The organism is Exiguobacterium qingdaonense (assembly GCF_018617855.1).
GTDB lineage: Bacteria > Bacillota > Bacilli > Exiguobacteriales > Exiguobacteriaceae > Exiguobacterium > Exiguobacterium qingdaonense.
In genome coordinates this window covers 465,602-481,162 of sequence record NZ_JACSKY010000001.1, presented here as the reverse complement: position 1 = coordinate 481,162, position 15,561 = coordinate 465,602, and the positions used below count along the sequence as shown (strand labels likewise).

Below are 15,561 nucleotides of genomic sequence, written 5' to 3'. Positions count from 1 at the left end.
AGATGCGATTTGCAATCGATCGGAAAGGCGAAATCGTGGATTCTTTTACATTAAGTCGAATGCAGGCGGAGCAACTCGCCCCTTTTCAATGTCCGACCTGTCAAGAAGTCTTGATTGTAAAACAAGGGTCAAAACGTAGGCTTCATTTCGCTCATCTCCATACGTGCGGTAGGGCAGAATCGGTTTCGCATCATCAAGACAAATGGGCTATTTGTCAGTGGTTACAAGAGAGGGGGTGTCCGGTCGAGCAAGAAGTGACGATTGGTGCACGCCGGGCAGACGTTGTCACGACAATCGATGGGAAGCGGACGGTATTCGAGATTCAGGCATCTCCCTTGAAGCCGGAAGACTATGTTGATCGTACGATCGATTACGAACGAGCGGGACTCGATACGGTCTGGCTTGCGAGCGGTCTAGATTTAAGGATGAATCAATCCTTTCAACCGTGGATGCGTCTCGAACTTTTCCGCAGACATCGGTTGATGACCGTAAGAGAAGGGCGGTTAGTACGTTTCAACGGCTTCCCGATTTCAATCAAATATGGAATAGGGAACTGGGAAGTCTCGTCTTCTGTGAACACTTCACCGTTTGAAGCGTATTATCGATTTAATGCGATGGAGTGGACAGAGATGATTCGCCGAAAGCGGATGTCTCCAACTTATCCCTCATTACAAAATCGGCGGTTGATGTTGAATCGCCTCTATCCACTCGGCTTATTGCCCGGTCTGACACCTACAGCTTGTTACTTACCGCTGACATCGCTTTGGGGAATACGGATCCATCCGATAGATTTTCAGGTCGTCCTATATTTGAATCGGTACGAGTCACCGAATGATTCGGTGGAATGGAGTATAGAAAAGACATGTCGCCAGTTTGGTGTGACACCGACAAGCGACTTTTCCAAGTCATTTCATGTACAATGGAGACAACTCTTGAATGCTTGCCGTCTATCGACTGATGTCAGGATGTGGGTGCTTCCAAAGACATATGAGGAAGCGAGATGTCACGATATACGTTTGTTTCAAGGACTTCAGCGATTGATTTTTAAATCGACAAACCGATCAGAAAAGGGAGTGGACGTATGTCAGAAGTAATGACTAGACAACAAGTGCCTGTGGAAGAAACATGGAACTTAGAGACGATCTACAACGATGACAACGCTTGGGAAACTGATTTTCAAGCATTGAAGGAGCAAGTGCCCGCTTTAGTCGGATTCAAAGGGCGACTCGGTGAGTCGGCGGAGACGTTACACGAAGCGTTGCAACTTCGGGATGAGCTCTCTCGTAAGTTACATAAGCTTTATACGTATGCACATATGCGTTATGACGAAGATACGGCAAATAGTCATTATCAAGCATTGAATGACCGGGCCGGCTCGCTGGCCTCGCAAATTTCAGCCCAACTCGCGTTCATGACGCCTGAGCTTCTATCGATCGAAGAAGAACAAATTACAGCCTTCATGGATCAACACGAACCACTTCAAGTGTATCGTCACGCGTTCGATGAGTTGGCATTAGAGCGTCCGCACGTGTTGACTGAAATGGAAGAGGCGATTTTGGCTCAGGCGGGAGACGTGCTCGGACAATCGGGTTCGACGTTCGGTATGCTGAACAACGCAGATTTGACGTTCCCGAAAGTGAAAAATGAAGAAGGGGAAGAGGTTGAATTGACGCATGGGCGTTACATCACGTTCCTCGAGTCAAGTGATCGAAGTGTCCGTGAGGGCGCATTCAAAGCGATGTATGGCACGTATAAGCAATACTTGAATACGTTCGCCTCCACATTGTCAGGAAGCGTGAAAAAGGACAACTTCTATGCCTCTGTCCGCAAGTTTGATAATGCAAGACAGGCAGCACTTCATCATAATGCGATTCCGGAGTCCGTCTATGACGGTCTCGTCGAGGCGGTGAACGAACGACTTGATTTGCTTCATCGCTATGTCGCACTACGAAAGCGTGCGCTCGGAATCGACGAGTTGCATATGTATGACCTCTATACGCCGCTCATCAAGGACGTGGAGATGAAAGTATCTTATGAGGAAGCGAAGCAGTGGATGGTCGATGGATTGGCACCGCTTGGCGAAGAGTATGTCCAAATCGTCAAAGACGGTCTCGATTCACGTTGGGTTGATGTACGGGAAACACGAGGCAAACGTAGCGGAGCTTATTCGTCAGGAGCCTATGATACACAACCGTTCATCCTCATGAACTGGCAGGATAACGTCAACAACTTGTTTACGCTCGCGCACGAGTTCGGACACTCGGTGCATAGTCATTACACGCGGACGTCACAACCTTATCCGTATGGTGATTACTCAATCTTTGTGGCAGAGGTGGCATCGACGACGAACGAGGCCTTACTAAACGACCACTTGTTAAAAACAAGAACGGCAAAAGAAGAGCGTCTCTACTTGTTGAACAATCAACTCGAAACGTTCCGTGGGACGTTGTTCCGTCAAACGATGTTCGCTGAATTCGAACATATGATTCATCAGGCGGCCCAAGACGGGACCTCGCTTACTCCGGAATTTTTGAATGAGACGTACTTGGAGCTGAACAAGCGTTACTTCGGTGACGAGATTGTCATCGATGAAGAGATCTCCTATGAGTGGGCGCGGATTCCGCACTTCTATTACAACTACTATGTCTATCAATATGCAACGGGTATCTCAGCATCTGCGGCCTTGTCGCAACAGATCATGGAAGAAGGAGATGCGGCCGTTCGTCGTTACATCGATAACTTCTTGAAGGCGGGCTCTAGTGACTATCCAATCGAGGTGTTAAAAGCCGCCGGGGTGGATATGACGACGAAAGAGCCGGTTCTTAAGGCGCTCGATCAATTCGAATCGATTCTCGATGAAATGGAATCATTATTGTTTACGTGAACAATATGTGACAATGTACACAAAGTAGTTGTCAAAAGAAGTGAGGCTCGGTATATTATAAGTGTGAAATCAATCACAAACCCCTTTATTGACCGTAAACTTTCTCCCATCTTGTAGGCCTTCCCCGGGCCTCAAGGTTCGACGTCTCTTGTCCCCGCTTGGGACGTCAAAAACCCCACGGCTCCCCGGCCGTGGGGTTATTTTTTATTTTGTTTGAGCCCATGCTTCACCGCTACAACCCGGGACGGGACGGCAGCGTTGTTGCAAGGAGAGTTTCTTCAGTTCACGTTCGATCACAGCTTTGTCTAGGTCTAGAATATAAGACAGTTCAGTGATCGTCGACGCATCATAGCGAGCTAACACTTTTGCTACGTCCCAGTCGGTTGAACGGCTCGGTGCGTAACCTAACAACTCTGTCATGACCGATTGGTAGACGTCATACGGATAAACGCCTTCGATTTTCAGTGCCTCGTCGCGCGTTACGAACGTGAGGGCGGGCAACGACTCAATCTCCCAATCTTTCAGCACTTGATGGTCGACCGCTAATGCATTCAAGAGCTGGTTCGATTGAAGATCGGCTTCAAGTTCACTCAAGTCAATCCCATACCCTTCGAAAGAACGCACGATTTCCCATAAATCGATCGGGTCGGATTGATTACCTGAAAACAAATCATTGACATGCAAATGACGTAAAAATCGCATCGCATGGCGTTTCCCTTGTAATTCTAGTGCCTTGATCATGGTGAGAAGGCGAACTTCTTCCTGACATCCGCCAACACAGCTAGGAACGGTAGAGACCATTCGAAAACGGATGACATGCCCGTATTCAATCTCTAGTTTTTTAATCAATGTCATCACATGAAAATTTTCAGGACTCGAGATGTCCATGAAATAGAATAGCTCCAATGGTTTATATGTTACTTGAATAGGAGTTTCTTCCATCGAACAGGACGACTCATTACATTGTTCAAGTTCCATTTGTGTCGCCTCCTCTCATCAAAAAACTCATTTAACTTTGTAAACTCATTGTAGCAACGAAAAAAAAAGGTTGGCAATGTATCTGCTCAACCTTCAGACCGACTCATTTTTAATTCCATGAATCGAACGATTTTATTTTTCGCGGGACGATAGGGAAGTCCGTGTCTTTCTAGAAGGTTTTCGAACGAGCGTTTACCGCTTTCTTCATTCGTCACTTCAAATTCTAATTCGTAGTCGGTCGTATCCAAATAATGGCTTTCGTCCAAAACGAGTAGTCCTTCTTCTGTTTGATGTTCGGCCCGATTCGTCTCGAGTCTACCTAGGTGCTCGAGTGCCGCACTCAATTGAAACGGGGCGAGTGCCTGCTTCATTTGATCGTCATGGATAATACCATATTTGAATAGGTCTTCGGCCTCTTCTTCTGTAATGTTGACATGCGTCTCAAGCAGTCCTACCTCATTTGGCTGTTTCAATGTCAACACTTGGCCATCCTTCTTTTGACGAATACGTAGCGCGGCCCCGTGCGACTTTAACTGAAATGACGCTGTGTCGAAATAATCGTTCGCTTGCCATCGTACTTGATTTTCTAGCTCATAGGCACGAAGTAGTGTTTCATACTCTTCTTTTGTCAGCATGGATTTAAATTCAATTTCCACTTCTTGGGTCATTCATCATCGCTCCATTCTATGAACAATTGTTCGTTTATGATACCATACAAACGGATACATACGGAAAGGACACGTTTTTTCCGGAAAAGAACGAAAGTGGTGACAGCGTATGCAATCAGTGAACTGGGATCAATTTTTAGTACCTTATCAAATCGCAGTAGATGAGTTGAAAGTAAAGTTAAAGGCCGTCCGTAAACAATTCAAGTCTCAAAACGAACATTCTCCAATTGAGTTTGTTACCGGTCGGGTGAAGCCTGTCGGAAGCATCCTCGAGAAAGCGAAACGAAAAAATATCGCCAAACATGAATTGGCGACGGATATGCAAGATATCGCTGGATTACGAATTATGTGCCAATTCGTCGATGATATCGTTCACGTCCTGGATTTGCTTCATCGTCGGACAGACTTTAAAATAGTGGAAGAGCGAAACTATATCACTCGACAAAAAGACTCAGGCTATCGATCATACCATGTCATTATCGAATACCCGGTCCAGACGATCCATGGAGAAATCCCGACACTCGTCGAAGTTCAAATACGAACACTCGCCATGAACTTTTGGGCCACGATTGAACATTCATTAAATTATAAATATGACGACGATATGCCACTAGAAGTACAAGAGCGATTAAGACGTGCGGCTGAGGCGGCATTTCTGCTCGATGCAGAAATGAGTCAACTTCGTGTCGAGATTCAGGACGCCCAACAAGTGTTCCGAGACAAAGAAATGAACGTGAAGAATGATGAGGACTAGGGGGAGAACGATATGCAGTTTGGGATTGTATCTAGGGGAGATGCGCGATCGGCGGAGATTGCCCAAGAGCTGATTGAAAAGCTTCAACAGGCCGGGCATACGTTATCGGAAGAGCCACGAATCGTCGTATCGGTCGGAGGAGACGGAACGATGTTGCAGGCGTTTCACAAATACATCGACCGTCTTGATGAGACGCTTCTTGTCGGCATTCATACCGGGCATCTCGGCTTTTACGCCGATTGGCAGCCGGATGAGTTGGATGAACTGACGGAGATGATTACGAGCGAATCGTTCGAGCCGGTCTCTTATCCGCTCGTTGAAGTGCTCATTGATTATGAGAACGGGAAGTCTGATCGTCAGTTGGCGATGAATGACTGTACGATTAAAAATTATAAGCGCACACTCGTCTGTGACCTGTCGATTCGAGATGACTATTTTGAAACGTTCCGTGGGGATGGGTTGTGCATCTCTACGCCATCGGGTTCGACCGCTTATAATAAAGCGCTTGGCGGTGCGATTGTTCACCCTTCGATTGAAGCGATTCAAGTGACGGAGATGGCTTCCATCAATAACTTGGTCTATCGGACAATCGGTGCACCACTCCTCTTGCCGAAGCATCATCAAGTCAAAATCAAGCCGCATACGAAGACTGAGTTCGAATTGGCGTTTGACCATCAAGAGGCACTATCGTGGTCAGATGTCGTCTCAATCCGCTGTGCGGTGGCGAGAGAAAAAGTGACATTCGCGCGTTTTCGGCCATTCCCATTTTGGCGACGTGTACGCGAATCGTTCATCGAGGAAGGGAAGTAACGAATGCAAGGATTTACGATTCGTCGCGTTGTGGAGGACACTACCCCATTACGCGACTTTTTGATGAAAGACATGGGCATTTCACGAAAGATGCTCACCCTCGTGAAACATGAAGGGAAAATCGAGGTGAACGGGATCCATCGTACGGTTCGACATGAACTCGAGCGAGGGGATGAAGTAGTGGTCACATTTCCGAACGAGTCTCCTTCACCGCATATGACGGTTTCGAACCGTCCGATCCGGATTTTGTACGAGGACGACTCATTGTTGGCCGTTGATAAGCCGGCGGGAATCGCCACGATTCCGTCTCGGTTACACCCAACCGACACACTTGCGAACGCGGTACTCGGTCATTATGCGCGCATCGGTCTCTCATCTACCGTTCATGTCGTCAATCGGTTGGACCGTGATACGAGCGGTGTCGTTTTGTTTGCGAAGTCTGGATTTATCCATCATCGTCTAAGTGAACTTCAAAAAACGAACAGACTAACGCGTACATACGTGGCGCTTGTCGAGAAAGAAGTGTCTCCGCAAACGATCGATGCGCCGATCGGTCGTGCCGAGGGATCCATTATGGAACGGACCGTGACCGAAAGTGGTCAACATGCCGTCACACACATTTTAGATTGTCAGAACTTCAACCGTGACTTTCTACTAACGATTCGTCTCGAGACAGGACGGACCCATCAGATTCGCGTCCATTTGCGCCATATCGGTCATCCGCTCATCGGAGACTCCATGTATGGGGGAGCGAATCGTATGCTGCGTCATGCCCTCCATAGCGCGTCTGCACGGTTTATTCATCCATTAACGGATGAAGAGGTGAGCATCGAAGCGCCGCTCCCTCAAGATTTTCGATATACGTAAAGAAAGCCCTCAAGAATCCTTGAGGGCTTTCGTCAATCATCATCAAACATATACGTCTTCGATTTAGAGGCTACATTCATCACGAGCCCGATGGCAATCATGTTCATGATGATCCCCGTCCCCCCGTAACTGACGAATGGGAGGGTGAGACCTGTGATCGGCAAAACACCGATCGTCATCCCAATGTTTTGGAAGACTTGGAACGTGAACATGGCGATGACGCCAGTGACGATATAACTTCCGAAAGCGCTGCTTGATTCTAACGCGATATGAATCATCCGGTAAAGGAAGAGGAAGAAGACGATAATCACGAGCGCGGCACCGATGAATCCATAGTGCTCGGCGATGACCGCAAAGATGAAGTCTGTCTGTGATTCTGGCAAGAAAACGAGTCCCTGCCCATATCCTGTGCCGAACATCTGGCCGGAGCCGATCGCTTGCAATGATTTAATCAACTGAAACGCTAAATCGTCTGAGTATTCATACGGATAAATCCATGCCTGGAATCGGTTGAGAGCATGCCCGGGTACGAACGATTGTAGCACCTCGAAATGGGCGAAGAATAAATACATGAACGTCCCGATTACGAGTGCCGCCACACTGAAGAGCCCGAGTAGCCATTTCCATCCGATTCCCGAGACGATGATGATGGCACCGAGCATGGTGATCAAGACGAGCCCGGTACCTAAGTCGGGCTGAGTCACAATCAACCCGAGCGGCGGAACGGCGACTAAAACGAGTTTGACTAAAAGCCAAGTATCGAGTTGAGAGGAACCGTAGCGTTTGTTGTGTTCGTACACGATCGTCGACATAGAGATGAGCAAAAACAGCTTCATGAACTCGGCAGGTTGAAAGCTAAATCCCGGTACGTTATACCATCCGTAAGCTCCATTGATGTTTGGAACGAGTGTGGTGTCCCGTAGCGGAATCAGTCCGACAAGAAGAAGTAGACCGAGTGTATATAAGTACCAGTGAATTTTACGAAGTTGCTCATATTCAATCGTCATGATGGCGAACATTGCAAAAAAGCCGATGACGTAGCGGATTCCCTGCTCAAGGGCGAAGTTGATATGTTGAAGTCGGGTCGGCAACATCGGTTGTGCCGTATAGATTGCACCGAGACTGATGATCATCAGCATGAACACGATCGTCAACAGTGTCGTATCTAAACTTTTTAAATATGATTGAATGCGATTCATAATGGAGTCGAGTCACCCTTTCTATACGTACTATATCTTACCGCAACTTAAAAAAATCGCAATACGTAAACGATGCGGTTGACAAAACAGAAACCTTTCTGTAATCTGATAACAGATATTATCACCAGGTACTAAAAAGGGGAGTTTATGATGTCAATTTTTCCAACATTAACGAATAAAACGTATGTCGTCATGGGGATTGCCAACAAACGCTCGATCGCATGGGCGATTGCAAAAACGCTTGACGAGGCGGGGGCGAAGCTCGTGTTGACATATGCGGCAGAACGATTCAAATCAAGTCTTGAGTCACTTGCAAGTGAGTTGAAGCAAGAAGCGATTCTACTTGAATGTGATGTGACGAACGATGAAGCGATTGATTCGACGTTCCGTTCGATTCATGAGCAAGCGGGGGAAGTTCAAGGTATTGCCCACTCGATCGCATTCGCTGACAAAGAAGCGTTACGTGGTGAATTCTCAGAAATGACACGTGGTCAGTTCGCACAGGCGCTAGACATCTCTGCATATAGTTTGACGGCAGTCGTGAAGGCGGCGAAGCCTTATTTTGCGTCGGATGCCTCGGTCATTACGCTCACTTATTTAGGGGGGGAGCGCGTCGTCCCGAACTATAATTTGATGGGGGTTGCGAAAGCGGCGCTCGACTCGAGCGTCAAATATTTGGCGAACGAGTACGGTCCTCACGGTGTTCGTGTCAACGCGATTTCGGCAGGTCCGATTCGCACATTGTCAGCTAAAGGTGTCGGTGACTTCAACAGCATCTTGACTGAACTCGAGCAAAAAGCGCCATTGCGCCGAAATGTTTCGGCAGAAGAAGTGGCTTCGACGGGACTATTCCTCCTCTCAGGGATGGGGAGTGGCGTGACCGGGGAAGTCATTCATGTCGACAGTGGGTATCATATTTTATAAGTTTGGGGAATGGCGCAGTGGTGCGCCATTTTTTGTATTATCGTTTAGAAGAAATGGGTAAGGACCTATGAAGGAGGTCAGATCATGGGTCCTTATCAGATTGATTTTACCGTTGTTCAATACGTCAACCGTCAAGTCCAACCGTCCGGTCGAGCTAGTATCGAGCCAGTGACACGCATCAAACGTGTCCAGCGAATCCGACCTCGACGGGAAGAGTGGTTAGAAGAAGAGCAAGAAAAAAACCCCGGTCGCTATGTCGACCGGAGCATATAAGATTAGCCTCGGAAACGGAACGTCTCATAGACGTTCCATGTTTCGTTTTCGAGTTCGTACATGACGGCCATCCTTGAGATGGTCTCCTCAAAGTGGACTTGCTCCATGCGCAACCGCTCAAGTACATCGAACAGTTCGGCGTCGGTCAAGTCTTGGCCGATCGTGATGTGCGGCAAGAATTCATATTTTGGTGGTTGATTCAATACATTTTCATGTAGTTGTTGTTGTAAAGTCGACAGTTCGCGTGTCGGTAACACCTTCAAATACAATACGTTGTTCGTTGGTGCAAAAGATCGGACACCATCGACTTTTAACTGAATCGGTTTAGTCGAATCCGCGACTTGCTGCAAGTATTCTAATACTTTTGGCAAGTCTTCTTCTGATACCTCTGTCCGTTCTTTAATGGTCACGTGAGGCGATATCAACGCATATTTTGTGTCATACCGTTTTCGATAAGAGTTCGCAAAATCTTGCACTTGTTTTGACGGAAATAAGACTACCCCGATCTTCATTCCTCTTCCCCCTTTAATCGTATAACCTACATGTTTATGATGACCGATTTAATGTGGGAAGTCAAAGCGGGGTTCGTCTTTTTTCGATTTTTCAGTATAATGGTTATATCATACAGAGAGGTGAATCCTCTCTGAACGAAGGGATGTGAAGCGGGATTTCGATCCTGCGCCTATTATGAAACATGTACCACACTCACGAGACGTACGAGAAGCAGCTCGAGCACGGTTGCTCGAGCGCGGTGTCACGATTGAATCGATTTCAGAAATCGTCTATCAGATGCAGGCGCCATACTCGCCACATCTTTCATTGAAAGATTGCATGGACTCTGTCGAGGCGGTACTCGACAAACGTGAACTGCAACATGCGATTCTCGTCGGGTCGGAACTTGATATATTGGCCGAAAAAGGTCAATTATCCGAGCCGCTTTTGTCAATTATCGCTTCTGACGAAGGGTTGTTTGGAGTGGATGAGACGATTGCGATCGGTGCGGTCAACACATATGGTTCGATTGCCGTAACGACGTTCGGATACTTAGACAAGGCAAAAATCGGCATCATCAAGCAACTCGACACGAAAATGGATGATGGTCAAGTGCATACGTTCATGGACGACCTCGTCGGCGCGATTGCGGCAAACGCATCTGGACGATTGGCGCACCGCCTACGAGACATGGTCGACTTCGGAGAAGAAGAGATGCGTGAACGAAAAGGATTGTATTGATGAAGTGGACACCACAAATGGTAGTCATCACCGGGACGATCGCGTTTGTGATCGTGTCGGTGTTTGTCGTTTTAGGGGCGGTCGATCCGATGAACACACTCGTTTATAAATGGTTACAGCCGCTACCGGATCGAGTGTTTGCCTACGTGACAGAGCTAGGGAGTGCACAAGTCATTGTGGGACTCTCCATATTAGGGTTGTTGTTTTGGTATTGGCGCGGGGACCGTATCGAAGCGTGGCGCCTAGCGCTCGTCGGGATCGGGACACTTCTGTTTACCCAAGTGCTGAAGCTCGTTTACGGGATCGATCGGCCGCTTATCGATGCATCCCTCGATGCGACGACGTACAGTTTTCCGAGCGGACATGCTTCAGGATCGCTGGCCATTTATGGTCTGACTGCGTATGTGTTGTTTCGTAAACAGCGCTCACCGATTATCATCTTCATATTAATTGGAATCGTGCTTGCCGTGTCGCTTAGTCGGGTCATCTTAAACGTCCATTACTTCAGTGACGTGCTCGGCGGTTGGCTTGTCGCGTTGACGATGATCGCATTGTCAGAATGGATTGTAAGGAGGAGAACGGTTTGATTGTTGTTGATGTGGAGAAATGGTTATTCGTTCAAAAGAAAGAAGCGGATGAGGCAACAGTTCCGACGATATTAGTAGAAAAAGATATACAAGGAGCGACGTGGTTCACTTCGATGAAGATTTTGTTCCAATTGAAAAAATGGACGGGTCGTCGTCAATTTGTCCCGTTGTTAGCTTATGATGAGGAGACGTATCGTTCGTATGAGGTTTTCCACGTCGACGCCGTGCCGTCGATGACTTTGCTCGATGGGGGAAAGACGTTACTCGTAGACAATCGGCGAGACGAGGCGTATGATGTCGCGCTACAGGCAAGTGGATTGGGTAAAGAAGAATCAATCTTATTGTTCGCGCTTCAGTATATTGAACAGATGACGAATGAGCCAGTCGTTTTTGCAGGAGATGAGTCAGTTGATGCTAAACGGATCGTCCCGACAGCATTGTTGGACAAGACAGACCGTTTAGAATCCGGACGTCGCCTGTTCGAGTGGATGCGCGAAGAAGACGTACGTGAGGAGAATCGACATGACTGATTGGGAAATGACATTTCAGCAATTGCTTGACGAACAAGTGGATGAAGTGAACGTACCACGCGAAGAGTTCTTAACCGTTCGAACCCTTTTGATTGAGAAAGGATGGCTCTTCCAAGTGGTTGGAGAGGCCAAACACGGTGGCATCACAATCTATCGCAGAAACCCGGTCGCAGCAACTTCATAATCGCAAGGAACAAAATCCTAACATAAGACAAGGTCTGCCTCCCACATGGAGAGCAGACCTTGTCTTGTTTAAGCGTTTGAAGCGAGTTTGATTTTTTGTCGTTTCATCTTGTGTAGTAACCAGGCATAAAGGACTTCACAAGAATTATGTGGAAGGATCAGCTCCACGAGTGGGTGGGCATGACCGAATATAGTGAAGCGCGAATGGTCCTCGTCGAGCAGGGAGACTTGAATATCGGTCGCGTCCTGTAGGGATATGCGTTGTTCTCCCGCATGGGCATCTTTAAGTTTCAGCATTTTTCCATTCGTCGCAAACTTGGTGAACGAAGAGACTCCTTGTACTTTCAGTTGTTCCATTTCGTGTATCTATCCATCGCGTGATGAATAGATTTTCACCTCGCTTTCTCTATATTGCCTTCCATTCCTTTAGAAGGTTATTCCTAGTATAACGCCTCGTCTAAAAAAGAAAAGTGATAATTTAACAAAAAATTAAGACAATTTGTTATCAATTTTTAAGAATAGCGTTCAAGCTCGTTGATGATGGGAGATTGGTTGTAACATTCGACCTGAAAATAACAAAAAAGAACCTCGTTTTCAGAGGTTCGAATCGATTCATTACATGCATGACCTTATAACCGTTCGATTTGCCACGTACGACGGCGATACAATAATTGGCCTTTTAGTGCAATGGACTCTTTCTTGGCATCGAAGTCTTCCTCAAGGACAGACATATCCTCATAACGACCCGCCACGTAGAAAGAGATCGCGATTTGTCGATTAAACAAACTTCTTTTTATATGATCGAAGTCGATGATAAGTCCTTGAGGCGCCAAATCGAGCAGTTCATCAATGACAGGAAGCGGGATTGGAACGAAACTGATATTGCGAATGTCTCGGTCGAGTTTGCTTTGCAATATGTTCTGGACGAAACGATTGATCGTCGACCAATCGCGGATGTAGAGGCTGCTGTGTCTGTCATTTGCTTCATTGAAAAAGGCGATTTCGTTATCGAGTGAGTCAAGGAACGGTTTCTTGATCCCGCGTTCCATATGACTTAAAAACAGGATTTCTGCAATTTCATGATCGGACAACGTCTCGAGCGTGTTATAATCCGGAAAATCGATTGCTGTGAATGTCGTTTGATTATTCAAATACTTAGTCGAGAACGAAGTGAGTTCGTGTGCTTCGATGTAACGAAAACGTGACCTTGAAGATTGTCTCATTCCTTTAATGTCTGTTCGGCCAATGATCATCGGTCTCGTCACAGAAAGTGCTTCTGTTACATCGCCCAACGTCACCCCGTGTAGCGTGAAGCGTTGAACGTCTCGGTCTTGCTTCAAATAAAAGAGTTGTTTTGACATATCGTATCCCCTTAACTTGACATACTATACATATAGTAGCAAAAACACGTGCTTTCCGCTAACTTGAGACGATTCTCGAGGGTTGACATCGATTCATTTGGGAAAAGAGAAGTATAATTGGGGAAACGAATAAGAAAGGCGGGTTCCACATGTGGGGATTGAAACGAAGTTTTCCTGAGCTCGCTACGCCTCGGTTTATTTTACGAGAACTAGAACCGCGTGATGCTAGAGCACTTTATACGATCCTGTCGACTGAAGAAGTGATGCGATATTATGGGTCGGATCCGCTCATTGCCGTCTATGAGGCAAAGAATGTGATCGCTTATTTCAAAGATCAATTTCAACAAGGTAAAGCGATTCGCTGGGCGATTTGCGATCGGATGACGAACGAGTTGGTCGGGACAATCGGGTTCCATAATTGGACACCTCAATATTACAGGGCTGAAATCGGATTTGAGGTCTCCCCTCATTATTGGAGACAAGGGGTGGCTTTTGAAGCGGCGACTGCTGTCATCCGATACGGATTCGAAGAGTTCAAGTTCAACCGGATCTCGGCCTTGGTCGCACCGAAAAATGAAGGCTCGAACCATCTCGTACAAAAGCTTGGGTTCATCGAGGAAGGCTTGCTGCACGACTATGCATACAGTCACGGACGATTCATGGATTTGACCATGTATCGGTTACTCAAATCAGAATGGGAAGAAAAGGAGCATTCGTTCATATGAAGTCACTCGTTTTATTACATGGATTATGTGGTTCACCAAAGTATTTTGAACAGTTGGAGCCATTACTTGATGCTGATGTTCATGCGCTTACGCTACCCGGGCATGCAGGTACGGAGGCGGGACCAGAAACGATGGATCAATTTGCGGACTGGGTCATCGAAGAGATTCGACTTCGGGAGCTTGAGCGACCATTCGTGCTCGGACATTCGTTTGGAGGCTATGTGACGACGAACCTCGTCCGCCGATATGAAAGCGAGCTATCAGGATTCGGCTTGATTCACTCAACCGCTGCTGCTGATTCAGACGAGGCGAAGGAAAAACGGAACGGCGCCATTCATAAAGTCATCGAGGAAGGGGTCGAACCGTTCATTGACGGGATGATCCCGAATGTCTTCTCGAACGATTCAGACCCTGAACTTATTCGACAAGCGATTGCAATCGGGTATGAGATGACGACAGATGGGATCGTGAATGCGCAACGAGCGATTCGAGACAGAACGGACGAGGTCGATGCAGTGGAAATGAGCAATCTCCCCGGCTTGTTCATATTCGGTGAGAAAGATCCGAACATGGACCGAGAGCGTGCATTTCTAGGTGCGTCGCCACATACGACAGCGATCGTACCTTACAGTCACATGGGAATGATGGAAAGTCCGCAAGAAGAAGCGGCAATCATCAATCAATGGATCCAGGAGGTTCATCATGGAAAAGTATAAACTGATTGCGATGTCCGGTAGTCTCCGGAAACAATCGTTCAATACGGCACTTTTGCATTCAATCATCGAGTTGGCTCGAGATGACTTTGACGTCGATATCGTCTCAATTGAGCTCCCGCTCTTCAACGACGATTTGATCGACCCGGACGAGCCAGAAGAAGTGGCCTCGCTAAAACAGACGATAAGAGAAGCGGACGGTCTGTTAATCGTCACTCCAGAATATAATCACAGCATCCCTGGTGTTTTGAAAAATGCAATTGACTGGCTGTCACTTGAACCGGGCACCCCACTTCGTGATAAACCTGTTATGATTGCCGGGGCATCACCTGGTCTTCTTGGGACGGCAAGGTGTCAGATTCATCTTCGACAAGTATTTGCCACAAATCGGGCAAATGTTTTACCAGGAAACGAAATTTTCGTTACACATTGTAAAGGGAAAATAGATGATTCGGGATTACATGATGAACAATCTATAACGCAAATTAAAAAAACGTTATCTGAGTATTACAAATGGATTGAATTTTGGAAGCGTAACGCAAAAAATTAACTTGAAGTCGCCCCCGATGTTTGATAGAAAGGATATGTGAAAACAAACACAAGAGGAGCGACACCAGAATGGAAACTTACATCGAACTGTACAATGGCGGCGAATTAGGTGATCGGGCGGTAATGAATGATGGATTGACGTTTGGACGCATGACGATTGTTGAGTTGTTCTATCAATCAAATCATATTTTCGGATATGTGAAAGAGAACGGTGAAAAACGTTTCTTCCTCGAGCCGATTGCAGAGGACGACACGTTCACTGTAGATGGGAATTTGTATTCGCTCCAGCAGTTCATCGCGTTGTTCTGACTGAATATAGATGA

General features: G+C 46.9%; 21 protein-coding genes. 15 read left to right on the top strand and 6 right to left on the bottom strand.

Going from position 1 to position 15,561, the window contains the following annotated elements; all coding sequences use genetic code 11:
• The first annotated feature begins 2 nt into the window (after positions 1-2).
• Both KNP00_RS02445 and pepF read left to right on the top strand, forming a co-directional pair.
• A complete protein-coding gene (locus tag KNP00_RS02445; RefSeq protein ID WP_215141890.1) occupies positions 3-1,094 on the top strand; it encodes a competence protein CoiA in 1,092 nt (363 codons plus the stop codon).
• A complete protein-coding gene (gene pepF / locus KNP00_RS02440; protein WP_215141889.1) occupies positions 1,082-2,884 on the top strand; it encodes an oligoendopeptidase F in 1,803 nt (600 codons plus the stop codon). The genes KNP00_RS02445 and pepF overlap by 13 nt, the downstream gene beginning before the upstream one ends.
• A 204-nt stretch (positions 2,885-3,088) precedes the next feature.
• Here the strand turns inward: pepF and KNP00_RS02435 are convergent, their stop codons facing one another.
• Positions 3,089-3,862 carry a DsbA family protein gene (locus tag KNP00_RS02435; RefSeq protein ID WP_215141888.1) on the bottom strand — a complete coding sequence of 258 codons (774 nt, stop codon included), beginning with the start codon at positions 3,860-3,862 and terminating at the stop codon, positions 3,089-3,091.
• Between the two features lie 86 nt (positions 3,863-3,948).
• Positions 3,949-4,530, bottom strand: a complete 582-nt coding sequence (locus KNP00_RS02430) for a CYTH domain-containing protein (RefSeq protein WP_215141887.1) — start codon at positions 4,528-4,530, stop codon at positions 3,949-3,951.
• A gap of 109 nt (positions 4,531-4,639) precedes the next feature.
• On the opposite strand from KNP00_RS02430, the gene yjbM reads away from it, so the two are divergent.
• Genes yjbM through KNP00_RS02415 form a run of 3 tightly spaced genes read left to right on the top strand, consistent with a single transcriptional unit; the run spans position 4,640 to position 6,961 of the window.
• A complete protein-coding gene (gene yjbM, locus KNP00_RS02425) occupies positions 4,640-5,284 on the top strand; it encodes a GTP diphosphokinase (protein ID WP_215141885.1) in 645 nt (214 codons plus the stop codon).
• A gap of 12 nt (positions 5,285-5,296) precedes the next feature.
• The gene (locus KNP00_RS02420; protein WP_215141883.1) at positions 5,297-6,094 is read left to right on the top strand and encodes an NAD kinase; all 798 of its coding nucleotides are present in this window, start codon (positions 5,297-5,299) and stop codon (positions 6,092-6,094) included.
• 3 nt (positions 6,095-6,097) lie between these two features.
• A complete protein-coding gene (locus KNP00_RS02415) occupies positions 6,098-6,961 on the top strand; it encodes an RluA family pseudouridine synthase (RefSeq protein ID WP_215141881.1) in 864 nt (287 codons plus the stop codon).
• Positions 6,962-6,993: 32 nt separating this feature from the next.
• Here the strand turns inward: KNP00_RS02415 and KNP00_RS02410 are convergent, their stop codons facing one another.
• On the bottom strand, positions 6,994-8,160 hold the full coding sequence (locus KNP00_RS02410; RefSeq protein ID WP_215141879.1) for an FtsW/RodA/SpoVE family cell cycle protein: 1,167 nt from the start codon (positions 8,158-8,160) through the stop codon (positions 6,994-6,996).
• Between the two features lie 150 nt (positions 8,161-8,310).
• Here KNP00_RS02410 and fabI point away from each other — a divergent pair, with 150 nt between their 5' ends.
• Positions 8,311-9,084: an enoyl-ACP reductase FabI gene (gene fabI / locus KNP00_RS02405; RefSeq protein WP_215141877.1), complete on the top strand. Its 774-nt coding sequence runs from the start codon at positions 8,311-8,313 to the stop codon at positions 9,082-9,084.
• A gap of 84 nt (positions 9,085-9,168) precedes the next feature.
• Entirely contained in the window at positions 9,169-9,357 is a 189-nt protein-coding gene (locus KNP00_RS02400) for a hypothetical protein (RefSeq protein WP_015881231.1), read from the top strand.
• Between the two features lie 2 nt (positions 9,358-9,359).
• Here the strand turns inward: KNP00_RS02400 and KNP00_RS02395 are convergent, their stop codons facing one another.
• Positions 9,360-9,869 carry a YjcG family protein gene (locus KNP00_RS02395; RefSeq protein WP_215141875.1) on the bottom strand — a complete coding sequence of 170 codons (510 nt, stop codon included), beginning with the start codon at positions 9,867-9,869 and terminating at the stop codon, positions 9,360-9,362.
• 175 nt (positions 9,870-10,044) lie between these two features.
• On the opposite strand from KNP00_RS02395, the gene KNP00_RS02390 reads away from it, so the two are divergent.
• Genes KNP00_RS02390 through KNP00_RS02375 form a run of 4 tightly spaced genes read left to right on the top strand, consistent with a single transcriptional unit; the run spans position 10,045 to position 11,891 of the window.
• On the top strand, positions 10,045-10,590 hold the full coding sequence (locus tag KNP00_RS02390) for a phosphatidylglycerophosphatase A family protein (RefSeq protein WP_215141873.1): 546 nt from the start codon (positions 10,045-10,047) through the stop codon (positions 10,588-10,590).
• Positions 10,590-11,177 carry a phosphatase PAP2 family protein gene (locus KNP00_RS02385; protein ID WP_215141871.1) on the top strand — a complete coding sequence of 196 codons (588 nt, stop codon included), beginning with the start codon at positions 10,590-10,592 and terminating at the stop codon, positions 11,175-11,177. The genes KNP00_RS02390 and KNP00_RS02385 overlap by 1 nt, the downstream gene beginning before the upstream one ends.
• Positions 11,174-11,707, top strand: a complete 534-nt coding sequence (locus KNP00_RS02380) for a hypothetical protein (protein WP_215141870.1) — start codon at positions 11,174-11,176, stop codon at positions 11,705-11,707. Before KNP00_RS02385 ends, KNP00_RS02380 begins: the two co-directional genes overlap by 4 nt.
• Positions 11,700-11,891, top strand: coding sequence for a hypothetical protein (locus tag KNP00_RS02375; RefSeq protein WP_215141869.1), 192 nt, complete (start codon positions 11,700-11,702; stop codon positions 11,889-11,891). Before KNP00_RS02380 ends, KNP00_RS02375 begins: the two co-directional genes overlap by 8 nt.
• A gap of 68 nt (positions 11,892-11,959) precedes the next feature.
• Here KNP00_RS02375 and KNP00_RS02370 read toward each other — a convergent pair whose 3' ends face one another.
• Together KNP00_RS02370 and KNP00_RS02365 are read right to left on the bottom strand one after the other, a co-directional pair.
• Entirely contained in the window at positions 11,960-12,247 is a 288-nt protein-coding gene (locus KNP00_RS02370; protein WP_074037396.1) for a hypothetical protein, read from the bottom strand.
• A gap of 272 nt (positions 12,248-12,519) precedes the next feature.
• The gene (locus KNP00_RS02365) at positions 12,520-13,251 is read right to left on the bottom strand and encodes a hypothetical protein (RefSeq protein WP_215141868.1); all 732 of its coding nucleotides are present in this window, start codon (positions 13,249-13,251) and stop codon (positions 12,520-12,522) included.
• A gap of 149 nt (positions 13,252-13,400) precedes the next feature.
• Here KNP00_RS02365 and KNP00_RS02360 point away from each other — a divergent pair, with 149 nt between their 5' ends.
• The 4 genes from KNP00_RS02360 (at position 13,401) to KNP00_RS02345 (ending at position 15,547) form a co-directional block, all read left to right on the top strand.
• Positions 13,401-13,976, top strand: coding sequence for a GNAT family N-acetyltransferase (locus KNP00_RS02360; protein ID WP_215141867.1), 576 nt, complete (start codon positions 13,401-13,403; stop codon positions 13,974-13,976).
• A complete protein-coding gene (locus KNP00_RS02355) occupies positions 13,973-14,692 on the top strand; it encodes an alpha/beta fold hydrolase (RefSeq protein WP_215141866.1) in 720 nt (239 codons plus the stop codon). The genes KNP00_RS02360 and KNP00_RS02355 overlap by 4 nt, the downstream gene beginning before the upstream one ends.
• Entirely contained in the window at positions 14,679-15,239 is a 561-nt protein-coding gene (locus tag KNP00_RS02350) for an NADPH-dependent FMN reductase (RefSeq protein ID WP_215141865.1), read from the top strand. The genes KNP00_RS02355 and KNP00_RS02350 overlap by 14 nt, the downstream gene beginning before the upstream one ends.
• Positions 15,240-15,307: 68 nt before the next feature.
• Positions 15,308-15,547, top strand: a complete 240-nt coding sequence (locus KNP00_RS02345) for a hypothetical protein (protein WP_215141863.1) — start codon at positions 15,308-15,310, stop codon at positions 15,545-15,547.
• Positions 15,548-15,561: the final 14 nt, after the last annotated feature.